At 46.3% G+C, this 15,809-nt stretch carries 9 protein-coding genes, 2 tRNA genes and 3 rRNA genes; 1 reads left to right on the top strand and 13 read right to left on the bottom strand.

Annotated elements, in window-relative coordinates:
- Nucleotides 1-1,272: 1,272 nt before the first annotated feature.
- The 13 genes from rrf to JBF11_RS08200 form a co-directional block, all read right to left on the bottom strand.
- A 5S ribosomal RNA gene (gene rrf, locus JBF11_RS08260) occupies nt 1,273-1,387 on the bottom strand.
- A gap of 69 nt (nt 1,388-1,456) precedes the next feature.
- Nucleotides 1,457-4,374: ribosomal RNA gene (locus JBF11_RS08255) — 23S ribosomal RNA — on the bottom strand.
- Nucleotides 4,375-4,497: 123 nt separating this feature from the next.
- Nucleotides 4,498-4,573, bottom strand: a tRNA-Ala gene (locus JBF11_RS08250).
- 6 nt (nt 4,574-4,579) lie between these two features.
- Nucleotides 4,580-4,656, bottom strand: a tRNA-Ile gene (locus tag JBF11_RS08245).
- Nucleotides 4,657-4,937: 281 nt separating this feature from the next.
- Nucleotides 4,938-6,483: ribosomal RNA gene (locus JBF11_RS08240) — 16S ribosomal RNA — on the bottom strand.
- The 16S, 23S and 5S rRNA genes sit together here with 2 tRNA genes alongside, the layout of an rRNA operon.
- 379 nt (nt 6,484-6,862) lie before the next feature.
- On the bottom strand, nt 6,863-7,162 hold the full coding sequence (locus tag JBF11_RS08235) for a DUF4911 domain-containing protein (protein WP_334315001.1): 300 nt from the start codon (nt 7,160-7,162) through the stop codon (nt 6,863-6,865).
- A 26-nt stretch (nt 7,163-7,188) separates the two neighbouring features.
- Entirely contained in the window at nt 7,189-7,407 is a 219-nt protein-coding gene (gene infA / locus JBF11_RS08230; RefSeq protein WP_334315000.1) for a translation initiation factor IF-1, read from the bottom strand.
- A 98-nt stretch (nt 7,408-7,505) separates the two neighbouring features.
- Nucleotides 7,506-8,687 carry a sulfate reduction electron transfer complex DsrMKJOP subunit DsrP gene (dsrP, locus tag JBF11_RS08225; RefSeq protein WP_334314999.1) on the bottom strand — a complete coding sequence of 394 codons (1,182 nt, stop codon included), beginning with the start codon at nt 8,685-8,687 and terminating at the stop codon, nt 7,506-7,508.
- Nucleotides 8,688-8,696: 9 nt separating this feature from the next.
- Complete coding sequence (gene dsrO / locus JBF11_RS08220; RefSeq protein ID WP_334314998.1) at nt 8,697-9,488, bottom strand: sulfate reduction electron transfer complex DsrMKJOP subunit DsrO; 792 nt, start codon at nt 9,486-9,488, stop codon at nt 8,697-8,699.
- On the bottom strand, nt 9,488-9,880 hold the full coding sequence (gene dsrJ, locus JBF11_RS08215) for a sulfate reduction electron transfer complex DsrMKJOP subunit DsrJ (RefSeq protein WP_334314997.1): 393 nt from the start codon (nt 9,878-9,880) through the stop codon (nt 9,488-9,490). Before dsrJ ends, dsrO begins: the two co-directional genes overlap by 1 nt.
- Entirely contained in the window at nt 9,880-11,556 is a 1,677-nt protein-coding gene (dsrK, locus tag JBF11_RS08210; protein ID WP_334314996.1) for a sulfate reduction electron transfer complex DsrMKJOP subunit DsrK, read from the bottom strand. Before dsrK ends, dsrJ begins: the two co-directional genes overlap by 1 nt.
- 11 nt (nt 11,557-11,567) lie before the next feature.
- Nucleotides 11,568-12,626, bottom strand: coding sequence for a sulfate reduction electron transfer complex DsrMKJOP subunit DsrM (gene dsrM, locus JBF11_RS08205; protein WP_334314995.1), 1,059 nt, complete (start codon nt 12,624-12,626; stop codon nt 11,568-11,570).
- 4 nt (nt 12,627-12,630) lie between these two features.
- Nucleotides 12,631-13,194 carry an RsbRD N-terminal domain-containing protein gene (locus JBF11_RS08200; RefSeq protein WP_334314994.1) on the bottom strand — a complete coding sequence of 188 codons (564 nt, stop codon included), beginning with the start codon at nt 13,192-13,194 and terminating at the stop codon, nt 12,631-12,633.
- Nucleotides 13,195-13,468: 274 nt separating this feature from the next.
- Between JBF11_RS08200 and JBF11_RS08195 the strand changes: the two genes are divergently transcribed.
- Entirely contained in the window at nt 13,469-15,766 is a 2,298-nt protein-coding gene (locus tag JBF11_RS08195; protein WP_334314993.1) for a methyl-accepting chemotaxis protein, read from the top strand.
- The last annotated feature ends 43 nt before the right edge of the window (nt 15,767-15,809 follow it).

Genomic DNA, 15,809 nt, shown 5'->3' with positions numbered 1-15,809 from the left:
TCCAACAAGATAAAATATAATACAATTAAAAATATTAATCACAAAGAACGACTGTTGTAGTTCTCTGTAATATTGCAGATAGTCTTTGATTTGCGGCATTTCACGCTTTAGATGCGGGAGCGTCAGCTCTTTGCCGGAAAAGTGTAATAAGGGTAAGCTTGGGGTGCAGGAGGAGAGAGTTAGGGGACGATAGCCCCCTGTTGCTTACCTCCCTGTAAGATAGAGATATCCCTCTTAGTTATAAAAGGCTGTTTGAGGAACTGAAAGGGGAGTTGAGCAATCCCCCTAAGTATACCCCGCTTTTCCATTGGGGGAAGTATCCCTCACCAAAAGCCTGCGAGATATGGACAAAAAATAATACCTGTCAAACAATCACATCGGAACTGTTCTGGAGCATTTCTATTTGACATGAGGAATTTTTATGCAGGGGAAAAAGTGCTATCTCTTCTGTCTTCATCTGTATCTCTGCTATCGCTATCCGTAAAGCTCGTAAACTCACTAACAGCTGGCGCAAAACTTACAAGTCCGCTGACGGCTAAAGCGAAAAATTTTCTTCCCCTGCACCTTTTTACAAAACTTTTTATGATAATCTCTACATGCTCATAAAATTACATAACATTATGAATATCATATGAAACTGTTCTAAGATTATGGAAAACCAGCCAGTTATGGGCATTGTCCATAACTGTATGCGAATGAGGGAGTGAGGGGAATAATTCCTCCCAAGAGAAAGAATAAAAGAGTGAGAATAAAACAATTCCAACATGTTACACAATAAAAAAACGCCTGTATATGCTTTATACAGGCGTTTAGAAAATAAAAATAAATTAAATACGCTCTGTTATACAAAGCGTGTATAGTAGCGCCAGCAAAAATTTAATAAATAAATTCAATAAATTAAATTTGGAACTCTTGTTTTAGTAATGTTACAATCTTTTCTGCAAACTCTTTGTCGAATTGTATGGTTTGACTAACCTTATCTGGATTTTTTCTGTTAGATTTGCCATACGAATCAATCTGAAAGTATTTCTTTTCATCAAAAATAAAACTATGATATGAGGCAGTTACAACATCTTGGATGTTGTTACGTTCTTGTGATTTCATTATGAAGAGCTATTCAGGGAGATTTGCAAGAGATTAAACAACCGCCTCTGTGTTTTTGACGGAGGCGTTAGAAAAATAACAAGTACACCAAGCTATATGGGATAAATCATTTAAAGCCGCCTGCTTTTTTATGCAGGCGGTTGGGGGAAAGGAATTAAATAAAAAAAGGTTTAGCATCGTCCTACTTTCCCACAATAAAGACTGCAGTATCATCGGCGAAGAAGAGCTTGACTTCCGAGTTCGGAATGGGGTCGGGTATACCCTCTTCTCTATGGACACTAAACCAAATTTGATGCTCAAGCCGTGCGGCGAGCAAAATATATAATTGACAGAAAAAGAAGAAAAGTTTTTGAGAAACAAGACGAACGGACTATTAGTACCGGTCAGCTGAACATATCGCTATGCTTACACCTCCGGCCTATCAACGATGTAGTCTGCATCGGTCCTTCAGGGAAAACTTATCTTAAGGCAGGCTTCCCGCTTAGATGCTTTCAGCGGTTATCCCTTCCGCACATAGCTACCCTGCTGTGCCGTTGGCACGACAACAGGTCCACCAGGGGTGCGTCCATTCCGGTCCTCTCGTACTAGGAACAGGCCCTTTCAATTTTCCTACGCCCACAGAAGATAGGGACCAAACTGTCTCACGACGTTTTAAACCCAGCTCGCGTACCACTTTAAACGGCGAACAGCCGTACCCTTGGGACCTGCTTCAGCCCCAGGATGTGATGAGCCGACATCGAGGTGCCAAACCGCATCGTCGATATGAACTCTTGGATGCGATCAGCCTGTTATCCCCGGCGTACCTTTTATCCAATGAGCGATGGCCCTTCCATACGGGACCACCGGATCACTAACACCTACTTTCGTATCTGTTCGAGATGTCTCTCTTACAGTCAAGCTCCCTTATGCGTTTGCACTCGACGGCTGATTTCCAAACAGCCTGAGGGAACCTTTGTATGCCTCCGTTACTCTTTAGGAGGCGACCGCCCCAGTCAAACTACCCACCAGACACTGTCTGTGAGCCGGATCACGGCATCACGTTAGGACCTTAGACATACAAGGGTGGTATTTCAAGGATGACTCCATACATACTGGCGTACATACTTCAATGTCTCCCACCTATCCTACACATGTAGGCCCAAAATCCAATGTCAAGCTATAGTAAAGGTGCACAGGGTCTTTCCGTCTTTCTGCGGGTACACGGCATTTTCACCGCGACTTCAATTTCACCGAGTTTCTGGCCGAGACAGTGTGGAGATCGTTACGCCATTCGTGCAGGTCGGAACTTACCCGACAAGGAATTTCGCTACCTTAGGACCGTTATAGTTACGGCCGCCGTTTACTGGGGCTTCAATTCGGAGCTTCGCTTGCGCTGACCCCTCCTTTTAACCTTCCAGCACCGGGCAGGCGTCAGTCCGTATACATCGTCTTGCGACTTCGCACAGACCTATGTTTTTAGTAAACAGTCGCCACCACCAATTCACTGCGGCTCTTCAATGCTTCGTCAGAAAAAAACTACACAATAAAGAGCACCCCTTCTTCCGAAGTTACGGGGTTATTTTGCCGAGTTCCTTGGCCAGAATTCTCTCGAGCGCCTTGGATTATTCATCCCACCCACCTGAGTTGGTTTGCAGTACGGTTTCTATGACCTAAACTTAGGAGATTTTCTTGGCAGCATAGACTCAACTACTTCAGAGCATACGCTCACGGACTCGTGTCTCAGACCCGGGATACGGATTTGCCTGTATCCTGCTCCTACACACTTGCACCGGCATCCAACAGCCGGATAGCCTATCTTTCTGCGTCCCTCCATCGCACAATCATAAAAGTACGGGAATATTAACCCGTTTCCCATCAGCTACAGCTCTCGCTCTCGCCTTAGGGGCCGACTAACTCCGGGAAGATTAACTTTACCCGGAAAACCTTGGGTTTTCGGCGAATAGGTTTTTCACCTATTTTATCGTTACTCATGTCAGCATAATCACTTCTCTCTCGTCCAGCATGCCTTACGGCACACCTTCAGCCTGTCAGAGAACGCTCCCCTACCAGAACACTTGCGTGCAATTCAAAGCTTCGGTAACATACTTAGCCCCGTTACATTTTCGGCGCAGAGTCATTAGACCAGTGAGCTATTACGCTTTCTTTAAACGATGGCTGCTTCTAAGCCAACGTCCTGGCTGTCTGAACAACCCCACCACCTTGACCACTGAGTATGTATTTGGAGACCTTAGCTGTTGATCTGGGCTCTTACCCTCTCGACAACGGACCTTAGCACCCGCTGTCTGACTCCCAAGGTAATTCTATACGGTATTCTGAGTTTGATAAGGTTTGGTAATCTGGTAGGACCCCTAGCCTTTTCAGTGCTTTACCTCCGTTAGAAAATCCTTGAGGCTATACCTCAATATATTTCGGGGAGAACCAGCTATCACCGGGTTTGATTGGCCTTTCACCCCTATCCACAAGTCATCAGAAACGTTTTCAGCCGTTGACTGTTCGGTCCTCCACAAGGCTTTACCCTTGCTTCAACCTGCTCATGGATAGATCACCCGGTTTCGGGTCTAATCCGCACAACTCATCCGCCCTTATCAGACTCGGTTTCCCTACGGCTCCGCTTACGCTTAACCTCGCTGTACAGATTAACTCGCTGACTCATTATGCAAAAGGCACCTGGTCACAATCGTAAAATTGCTCCCAGAGCTTGTAAGCAACAGGTTTCAGATTCTATTTCACTCTCCTTACTGGAGTTCTTTTCACCTTTCCCTCACGGTACTGGTTCACTATCGGTCGCTGGTTAGTACTTAGGCTTAGAAGATGGTCCTCCTTGATTCCCACGAGGTTTCACGTGCCTCGCAGTACTCAGGGACTGACTGCACCCCTTTCGGCTTCAAATACGGGACTTTCACCCCCTATGGTGTGGCTTTCCAGCCAGCTTCTTCTACCTACTCAATGATTGCCTCTGTCAGCCCTACAACCCCCATAGGACGAATCCTACAGGTTTGGCCTCTTCCCATTTCGCTCGCCGCTACTTTGGGAGTCTCGTTTGATTTCTTTTCCTCTAGGTACTGAGATGTTTCACTTCCCTAGGTTAGCTCCTGCAACACTATTCATTCATGTTGCGGCAGCCGGACATTACTCCGGCTGGGTTTCCCCATTCAGAAATCGCCGGGTCAATGGATATTTAGCTCCTCACCGACGCTTATCGCAGCTTATCACGTCTTTCATCGCCTTCCAGCGCCAAGGCATCCGCCCGTTGCTCTTAATAACTTGTCTCAAAAAAACTTGTCTTCTTCTTTTTCTGTTCAATTGTCAAAGAACCGTAACTTGCGTTACTGCCGAAACAAATTCGGATAAAAATAATAAGGCTACTTATTCCTTCTGCCAAACTTGTTTCAATGGTGGAGGCGAAGGGAATCGAACCCCCGACCCTCTGCGTGCAAAGCAGATGCTCTCCCAGCTGAGCTACGCCCCCGATTTGTGGTGGGCCTGGAAAGACTTGAACTTTCGACCTCACGCTTATCAGGCGTGCGCTCTAACCACCTGAGCTACAGGCCCTTTTTTGCTCGCTTTTTTTGTCTTATACCGCGTCAGTCTCGTTTCTCTCTCGGTCATGTATGTCTTGATACACTCCCTCGAGATAAACTCAACTTCCTTGTCTAAAACAAAAACAGCTTCACAAAAGCTTGCCTTAACCTACAAATTATCTTGAATGACAAAATAACTTGCCCTTGCTAAAGCACCCTACAGCTTTCACGTGTGGTCTGTTCTGTAAGGTTTCATACAATCCGCAAAGATACCCTTGCGTATCGTAATTGAAGAACGAATGGAATGCTCTTAAAGGAGGTGATCCAGCCGCAGGTTCCCCTACGGCTACCTTGTTACGACTTCACCCCAATCATCGGGCCTACCGTAGACGATTGCCTCATTGCTGTTAGCTCATCGGCTTCGGGTAAAACCAACTTTCGTGGTGTGACGGGCGGTGTGTACAAGGCCCGGGAACGCATTCACCCCAGCATGCTGATCTGGAATTACTAGCGATTCCGACTTCATGGAGTCGAGTTGCAGACTCCAATCCGAACTGAGATGCATTTTTTGGGATTAGCCTGACCTCGCGGTTTCGCAACCCTTTGTATGCACCATTGTAGTACGTGTGTAGCCCCAGGCGTAAGGGCCATGATGACTTGACGTCGTCCCCACCTTCCTCTCCGTTAACCGAAGCGGTCTCCCTAGAGTGCCCAGCTTCACCTGCTGGCAACTAAGGACAGGGGTTGCGCTCGTTGCGGGACTTAACCCAACACCTCACGGCACGAGCTGACGACAGCCATGCAGCACCTGTCTTAGGGTTCTCCGAAGAGCACCCCAACATCTCTGTTAGGTTCCCTAGATGTCAAGCCTGGGTAAGGTTCTTCGCGTTGCATCGAATTAAACCACATACTCCACCGCTTGTGCGGGCCCCCGTCAATTTCTTTGAGTTTCAGCCTTGCGACCGTACTCCCCAGGCGGGATACTTAACGCGTTAGCTACGGCACAGAAAAATACTCCCCTGCACCTAGTATCCATCGTTTACAGCGTGGACTACCAGGGTATCTAATCCTGTTTGCTACCCACGCTTTCGCTCCTCAGCGTCAGTTATGTGCCAGATAGTCGCCTTCGCCACTGATGTTCCTCCAGATATCTACGGATTTCACTCCTACACCTGGAATTCCACTATCCTCTCACACACTCCAGTTTGCCAGTTTCAAAGGCAGTTCCCACGTTGAGCGCGGGGATTTCACCCTTGACTTGACATACCGCCTACGAGCGCTTTACGCCCAGTAATTCCGATTAACGCTCGCACCCTCCGTATTACCGCGGCTGCTGGCACGGAGTTAGCCGGTGCTTCCTTTGCAGGTACCGTCAATTCACTGCTGATTAGCACAGTGACCGTTCTTCCCTGCTGACAGAGGTTTACGATCCGAAGACCTTCATCCCTCACGCGGCGTCGCTGCGTCAGGCTTTCGCCCATTGCGCAATATTCCCCACTGCTGCCTCCCGTAGGAGTCTGGACCGTGTTCCAGTTCCAGTGTGACTGATCATCCTCTCAGACCAGTTAACCATCGTCGCCTTGGTAGGCCTTTACCCCACCAACTAGCTAATGGTACGCGGACTCATCGGAAAGCAACAGCATATGCAGAGGCCGTCTTTCCCACATACGTTTATATGTAGTGTATCCGGTATTAGCAACCGTTTCCAGCTGTTATTCCGAACTTCCCGGTAGATTATCCACGCGTTACTCACCCGTGCGCCACTTTACTCATACCCGAAGGTACTTTCACGTTCGACTTGCATGTGTAAGGCACGCCGCCAGCGTTCAATCTGAGCCAGAATCAAACTCTCCAGTTAAAAAATATGATTCCGTCTGAATTACAATAATTCAAACAATTGAACTCAAAGCTCTTTATTATATTCCATTTCGCTCTTCAATTGTCAATGACCCGTCCCAACCGACTCCCGCCGCCGGAACCATTCTTCGGCCAACCTGCATGGTATCGGCCATAAGCAACTTCAAAAAACAAATTACGTTTTCCGTTGTCGCGAGGTGTATTTATGCACCATCTTACCCAACCTGTCAAGAAAAAATTTTCATTTTTTCAATCTTTTTTTATTTTTTCTTTATCTGTTTGATTTTATAAATAAAATAAATCTTAGTTGTTCCAAAAACGAAGAATGAATACGGCGACGGCACGCCGCATGCCTCATACATTCCTGCCCATTTAAATTTTCAATGTTCTTTGCTTCCGCAGCAATTCAAATCTTCATCAAAAATCCGCAGCACGTTAAACGGAACCTTACTTTGCATGGAAGCCAAAATTTCATGCACATAGTTTTCATCATGAGGGGAATATATCAATTTCAACAGCGTTTGTTTCGGTTCCAAAACCGTAAACATGGCGACATTATCATACGCTTCAAGCAAAAACCGGAACATCGCCATATGGCTTGGCGCAAGCTGCAAATACAATACGCTGCTCCGTCTTGCCTGCGGCAGTCTTTTAGGTTCGCGGTAACGGTATTTCATCATAAAAAAAGGCTCCTGCGAGCCTCGGATTATTTATCACGATAGGTAATTCTTCCGCGAGTGAGATCATAAGGAGACAACTCAACTTTAACCTTATCGCCCGGGAGGATACGGATATAAAATTTACGCATTTTTCCGGAAATATGAGCCAAGATTTCATGCCCGTTTTCCAATTGCACTCTAAACATCGCATTTGGCAATGCTTCTTCAACAACACCGTAAATTTCAATGGCTTCTTCTTTTGCCATATTTCCTCCTAAATTTTGCTTACAAGAAAAATTGCATATTTTCACATAGTTGTCAACAAATAAAAAAAGAGGCTCTTTTCAGAGCCTCTTTCAATTCATTATTCGCCTGCCGGCAAATCAAAGCTGCGAGCTTCTTTCTTGACATCAAGAGCAATCTTCCAAAGGATGGAAACCACCAACGCACCGACGGCAAAAATACCGCAGGAAATGGTGACTTCGGCAAAAGTCGGCGTGTATACGGTGAAATACTCGAACGGAGTCGGGTTGAAACCGCCGATAAGAAGTCCTAAGCCCTTATCGATCCATGTCGCAATGACAAGAAGAACCAAAGTCCATGGGAGCAAATTATGATTTTCCCTGAAACTTGGAACAACCAAAAGGATTACTGAAACAATGGCAAGCGTTGCGGCAACCCACATCCAAGGTCCGATCCAAGCGCCTTCTGCATGCCCGAAACCGAAAAGATATTGGATTGGGAGCTGATGGCCCGGAATACCGCTGTAAAATGCCGTAAAGAGTTCCAAACAGAAAAAGAACACGTTCAGACACATTGCATAGGTAATGATGAGGGTCAGTGTTTTTATGACAGATTTACCGCAGTCGAAACCGGCGACTTTCTTCAAGAGCATGATCAAAAGAAGCAAAATCGCAGGACCTGAACAGAATGCGGAGGACAAGAAGCGAGCCGCCAAAATAGCGGTCAGCCAAAAATGACGTCCCGGCAAACCGGCGTAAAGGAAAGCGGTAACGGTGTGAATGGAAAAAGCCCAAATAATGGAAAGATAAACAAGGTATTTAATCCATTTCGGAGGAGCCATGCCAACTTTTTCCGCTTCCAAGGTCGTCCAGCCGATTACGGCATTAAGCACCAAATAGCCTGACAAAACGGTTGCGTCCCAAAAAAGGACGGAACCCGGTGTCGGATGCAGGATAACGTTCAATACGCGGTGCGGCTGTCCCATATCCACAACAATGAAAAGCATGCACATGATAACGGCACCGATGGCGAGAAACTCACCAAAGATGATGACACGCTTAAACTTCACATAATGGTGGAAATACGCAGGAAGAACGAGCATGACGGCAGACGCCGCAACCCCGACCAGATACGTGAACTGCGCAATATAAAATCCCCAGGAGGAATCTCTTGTAAGACCTGTGATACCAAGCCCGTACATGAGCTGATACACGTACACACAAGCGGCGACGGCGATTATCGTAAGCAAGAAGCCGAGCCACATATAGTATTTAGGTGAACCTTTCAATACTTTCTCAAGCATATATGCCTCCTAAATAATATAATACACGCCGGGATCGGTACCGAGAGCTGGTTTGCGGCGTATAGTAAAGTTTTCAGCCAATGCTTGACGGACATCAGACTCAGGATCGTTCAAATCACCAAACAAAATGGCGCCATTGGAGGCTTCTACACAAAGAGGGAGCTTTCCAAGTTCCAGACGTTCCGCACAAAACGTGCATTTTTCAACGACACCGCGCATCCGGGAAGGATATTCGTAATTCAAATCTTCCGGCTTGATGTACTGACGGGGGTCAGTAAAGTTGAATGAACGTGAACCATAAGGACAGGCAGCCATGCAGAAACGGCAGCCTACGCAGCGGTGATAATCGATAGCGACAAGGTTTTGAGAGGTAAGATAAGTCGCTTTCGTAGGGCAGACACGCACGCAGCTTGGGTTTGTGCAGTGGTTGCAAAGCATGAAATAAGGACGGCTTTTCACTTCGTCAGGAATAAGAGGTGAAGTATCGTCAACAAAAGCATGGTGGAAAGAGTCGTGCCAAATCCACTTGATTTCCTTTGCTCCGTCAATTTTCGGAACATTATGGAACTTATGGCATGCCTCGATAATCGGCAGCATGTCTTCTTCGGTTTCAAACTTACGAGTATCAATGACCATGGCAAAACGTTTGCCGTGCACAGCTTGTTCAGATACTTTGTAAGAACCGTCACCTGCTTCTTTAGCTGCAGTCACGGCTTTTGCTGCGCTTGCGCCGACACCCGCCGCAAGGGCAAAAGTGGAAAGACCCGCAACTTTCAAAAAGTAACGTCTATTAGCATTCATTATTTATTCCCCTGAGGCTGAATGTGACAATCCCAACAATAAGGCTCAACAGCGTTTTGGTCGTGACACTTTTTGCAAAAATTATCGTAATCAGTATGGCAAGCCAAACAAGTTTTCTGCAAGCTTGTTTCCCATTCTTTACCTGTGCTGGAAACATAGACACGTTTTTCTTCACGAAGGGCTTTATCACGCCATTCGATGAGAAGTGACATATGGTTGGCGCGCATCCATTCTTTCGGTTCGACACATTCAAGAGTTTCCCCGTTTTTTCCGACAGGTTTCGCAAGCTCGGGGTAATCATATTTCGCAGAGAAGATATTGAGCCAGAACGGACTGGTAAAAATCGCAACAAAGAGGATAATGCCCGCAATAACATATTTTGAATTATACATTATTCATCTCCTCCATTTTCTTGTTCTTCGCCTGCTTGGCTTTCATCGATTTCCTCTTCCGGTTCCGGATCGGGAAATTCCAAATCTTCCTGGCGAAGGTCCATGGTACGCGGCTGTGTTTCGTCTTTCATGACAAGAGCGTTCGCTACCAATTCATGAAGTCCGCTGACATCAACCCCTGGAACCCAATAATTCATGAGAGGAGGCAAAATAGCACGGTCAAGCGCGCACATGCAGGCGACACGGTTCACATCATGATGATCGGCAACCCAGCGCACGGCATTTGCTCTCGGAAGTCCGCCGCGCATACGCAAATCCATGACTTCTTCGGAGTTCAGACCGGAACCTGAACCGCAGCAGAATGTTTCTTCACGGATGGTATGTTCGGGCATTTCGAAGAAGTTATTGCATACCGCCTTAAGAATGGAGCGGGGTTCTTCAAAGCAGCCCATGGCGCGGGAAGGGTTACAGGAGTCGTGCCATGTCGTGATGAGATGATCGTTCCGTTCAGGACGCAAATTCAATTTGTTGTGTTTGATAAGGTCGGCAGTGAACTCGACGATATGCACCATTTTTGTTGCTTTCGCATTTTCAAAAACAGTTCCGGTGATGGGAGAAACCGGCGTTTCCATATTCGGAGGGGTAGGACCGTTATAGGTAGCCATATATTGGTTGATAACACGCCACATATGACCGCATTCTCCGCCTAAGATCCATTTTGCGCCGAGGCGTTCCGCTTCATGATACATTTTTGCGTTGAGTTTCTTCGCCATGTCGAAAGACACGAAAGAACCGAAGTTACCGCCCTCGGAAGCGTACGTTGACAAGGTGTAGTCAAGCCCAATTTCATGGAAGAGCATGAGGTATCCCATGAACGTATAAATACCGGGGTCGGCGAATACGTCACCGGAAGGGGTGATGAAAAGAACTTCATGGCCTTTTTCGTTGAAAGGAGGATTGATACGGATACCGGTGACGGTTTCGATATCATCGCACAAAAATTCCACGATTTCTTTAAACGCATGGGGTTGAATGCCCAAGTGGTTGCCGGTACGGTTACAGTTTGCGACAGGCTCCATAACCCAGTTGATACCGAGTCCGAGATCGTATAAAAGTTCGCGGACGATAGCCGTGATTTCAGCCGTGTCGATACCGTAAGGGCAGAACAATGAACAACGGCGGCATTCCGTACATTGGTAAGCATAAGAGAAAAGCTCTTTCACAACGTCTTTGTTCACGGAACGCGCACCGGCATATTTGCCGAGGATTTTACCCGCTAACGTGAAATCCTTGCGGTAAATGGAACGCAAAAGCTCCGCACGGAGCACCGGCATATTCTTAGGGTCGTTCGTGCCGAGGAAGAAGTGACATTTATCCGCACAAGCACCGCAGCGAACGCAGGTATCCATAAATACTTTTAAAGAACGGTGTTTTTCAAGGCGCTCTTTCAAACCATCATACAAAATTTCTTCCCAATTTTCAGGAAGATTCCAGTCCTCATCCTCAGGAGCCCAAGTATGGGCATTGACAAAGCCCATTTTTTCCATTGTTTCAGCTTTAGCCGGGTAAGGATAACGACCGGGGATAAATTCAGCTTTAATGTCCATCCAGCCTTTGTCGGGAAAGCTAGTAGGCGTTTGAGCCAAAAGCTGATCAGAGGTAGGCATTTTTGCCATATTCTATCTCCTTAAGCTGGTGCTTTTTCGTTTTGCCCGTCAACTTCGGGTTCGTCTGCTTTTTCTTCAAGAGGCTTATCAACCGGAAGTCCAGCTTCAACCATAAGTTCACGGAAATCATCTTCATAAGCCGCATAAGTATGGAATTTCTTAGGAGGATTCCATGGGTTTATGTGGCGCACTTCACGAGTATTACATTTGAGATTACGTGTCGGGGAGAAGAAAATACCGCCCATATGCATAAGTTTTGAGAATGGGAAGTAAATCAAAAGCACGCTTACAAAAGTAACGTGGATAAAAAAGATCGGTCCGATTTGCGCCAGTTGTTCCATGCTTGGGAAATTGAATGTGGCAAGTCCCATAAGCACGACTTTCACCATCGCGATATCGACCTTGTCGATATAACGCATGCAGATACCGGAACAAACAACCGCAAGCAGAAGGAAAAGCGCAAAATAGTCAGCGGGCAGAGAAAGATAACGAAGTCTTTCATTGCACAAACGACGAAGCAACAAAAATCCCAAACCTGCAAGAATCAATGCGTTTGAAATGAAAAAGCGAGGCGTTCCGACCTGGAAAAGCCCGTCCAGAAATTCCACGGCATTAATGCAGAACGGAACCGGCTCAAGGATAAAGCGCGCATGACGAATGATAATGACAAGCATACTGTAATGGAAAAGCAAAGCAAAAAGCCATAACCATTTGGAAGAATAATACGTGATACGCGGTGTGCCGTTATCATCGGTACGAACAGCCCTTGTATTCCTGAAAAGGGATCTAAAGGCAAAGATTTCCAAAGCCATGCGTCCGATAAGCCCCATTGTTGACGTCGGGGTATCAAGACGGGCAGGCTTAATCCAGTCAAGAGATTTTTCTTGTCCGCCGGTAGTTGGAATCGCAAAAGGCACGGGTGATTTAGCCCAATACACCAATCGCATGATAAAGCCAATGATAAAAACAATAAGTGCGAGCATCGGCAAAACAACACCAAGCACATATTTCAATCCTATCAAAGCTCCACCCCAAGCAATGGCAAGAATGATTAAAATTGCTGCTAATGCAATAGCCATTCCATTACTCCTCAGAGTTGTTGTGGTTAGTTGACATTTTTTCCTCCCGCAGTTTGGCCCAGCGAACAACCTGAGATTGACTGCGATGTATTTCCTCAACCCGCAAATTGTACACCCTTTCCCTATCCTCGGCATATAAATCCAAAGACACCAGCAAAAGACCGTCAATACGGGCCGCCACCATGAAAAATTCCTCAAAAATTTCCTGTAAAACTTTCGAGTCTTTATTTTCTTTGACGAGTACGTCAAATACTTCTTCTTTAAACAGGGTTTTAAGCTGCGCCATAGGACCCACGGCCCTTGACGCGGGCATTTCCTGAATGGCACGAAGTTTAATGAGTTCATTGAGAGCATTATGCACGCCGGCAAGTTCGATATCCTCACCGATCGCCGCATCATATAACGTATTCAGACTGGTTTGCGTGATAATTCCGATGGGATTTTTAAACCTGTCCGTGCTGGTGCGCACAAAGCCCGTGCTGCCCAAAGGATAGGCGGCATAATATTTGTCAACCCATTTTTGCAGGAGAACAGCTTTATTTTGTTTCACTCTCTCGTAAAAAAGCATACCGGCTTCACCTCAATATCCCGAAAACGCAATATTTTTCCAAAAAGAACGTTTGTTCATTTCCATATTAAATGCTAATAAAAACCAAAAGGGCGCGCTATTGCCACTATCACTCGGTGACACTACCTTAAAAAAAGTTTAACCACAAGATATTTTTATTAAAAAAAGTTAAATTTTTTTTACTGATTTTACTAAACTATTTAATTTTGCTGCCGAAATTAAGTCTATACATAAACCCTGCTCCCACGAGCAAAAAAAACAAAAGGATGTAGCTATGAAACTTTCAACAAAACTGCTTTTGGCATTTGGCGCGACCATTGTCTTAATCGCAGCAATTTCCTGCCTCTCTTGGTACGCTACCGCAAAGTATGACAGACAGAAAGAAGTTCTTCTTCTTGCCGAAACCATCATTACCGATGTTATGAAAACAGAAAGTCATGTTGCGAAAGCCATTATCGATTACGACCCGGAACCCATTGCGGAAGCGTATAAAGTTCTTGAAGACGGAAAACAAAGTGCCGGTAAATTGTTAGGTATTGTCACAAGCCAGGAAAACAAAGACCACCTTAACAATATTTTCGACAATATCGGCAATTACGCACCGATACTCAATCAAATCGAAACCCTCTTCAAAGATTTTAATGCAACGTATGAAGAAGTGAGAAAATTAGGCAACAAAGTGCAAAACACATTGGATGAAATCGCCGTTGAAACGCAAAGAAAATACGAACTGACAGGCGATGCGGAAGAATATAAGATCGCAAGCGACATCGCTCTTATCGCCGCAAACATCCGCTATTCCCTCATGGCATTTTTATTCGTTGAAGACGATGAGACCTATAAAAACGCAAATACCTTAATCGATAACGCCAACAAGCTTTTCAACCAGGACAACGTTAAAAACAATCCTATTTTTGCGGAAACCATTTCGGATATCAAAACATATCTCGACCAAGTGAAACCTCTTCTTGAAACCGGCGCGAAAATCCAAGATTTGAGGGAACAATCCAATAAAGGCGTGCAGTACGCGCTGCAGGAATCCACCGCTGTCGCCAACCTTTCCACAAAATTATTCAACGATGTCAGCGCAACGGTGAGAACGCAGCTTGTTATCGCAAGCATTGTCGCCATATTGCTCGGCATACTCTTAACAATTCTCATCAGCAGAAACATCATGAAACAGCTCGGCACGGATCCGGGAGAACTTTCCGTTCTGGCTGAACGCGTAACCAAAGGCGATTATGACATCAACGACGGAAAAGAACATATCGGCGTACACCGCAACATCATCATGATGGTTGAAAAACTGAAGGAAACATTGCAGTTCTCTCAAAACGTGCTTTCCTCCATGCCTATTCCTGTCGCCGTGTTCGGTTCCAACAACAAACTCAAATACGCCAACAGGGAAATGATGGGCTTGCTTGAAATCACGAAGAAAATGGAAGACTGCATAGGCGAAACTTCCGGAACGTTCATGTACCGTCAGGAAAACTTCAACACCGCGACCTGCAAAGCCATCGCAAGCAAACAAACCGGCAGATTGACCCTTGAATACGAAACCCATAAGGGCAACCATATCAACGTTGCAACCATTGCCCAGCCTCTTATTGACGCTCACGGCGATGTTACCGACGTTATCAGCATATGGCAGGACATTACGGAAACCGTGCGTCAAAACAAAATTATTGCGGATTCCCACCAAAACATGCAAAATATCGCCGTTGAACTGGAACAGGTCGCAACCATCGCTTCTTCCGCTTCCGAACAGCTTTCCGCCCAAATCGAACTTTCCGAAAACGGGGCGCAGGACCAGGCGGACCGCGTAGCCACGACAGCGACCGCTCTTGAAGAAATGAACGCGACCGTTCTTGAAATCGCAAGAAACGCCGGCACGACTTCCGACAGCGCTTCAAACGTGCGTTCCGAAGCTTCCGCAGGCTCCGAATCCATGCAGGAATGCGTAAAAGCAATGCATGAAGTAAAAGAGGAATCCCTGAAGCTGCAAACGGAAATGGGCGTGCTTTCCGAACACGCGCAGGCGATTAACGAAATCATGAACGTGATTTCCGATATTGCCGACCAAACAAACCTCCTTGCTTTGAACGCCGCTATCGAAGCCGCGAGGGCAGGGGAAGCGGGACGCGGATTTGCCGTTGTTGCAGACGAAGTCAGAAACCTTGCCGAAAAAACCATGACAAGCACGACCGATGTGGGCAATGCGATCTCCGCAATTCAAAAATCAACCGCCGACAATACCCGTCTTGTGGTCGACGCCGTGGAAAAGATTGAAAGAGTTACTGAAATGGTAAGCGGAGCGGGCGAAGCGCTGCTCGGCATCGTCCAGCTTGCGGACACCACAGCCGACCAAGTCCGCGCCATTGCGACCGCTTCCGAAGAACAGTCAGCAACCAGCGAGGAAATCACTCAATCTGTCGACAGTATCAACAATATCGCTAAAGAAAACGCGAATAACATGCAGGAAGCCCGCAAAGCCGTTGACGAAGTGGTCAACCAAACCCATGTTCTCAGCCAGCTGATCGAACAGCTGCAGGCTCAGAACAAAGCTGAATAATAAATAAACAGGAATAAGGGTTTTCATAAGCCAAAAACCCTTA

Source organism: Taurinivorans muris (assembly GCF_025232395.1).
Taxonomy (GTDB): Bacteria; Desulfobacterota; Desulfovibrionia; order Desulfovibrionales; family Desulfovibrionaceae; genus Taurinivorans; species Taurinivorans muris.
The sequence above is the reverse complement of the archived record's forward strand: the minus strand, read 5'-3'. Positions and strand labels throughout refer to the sequence as shown.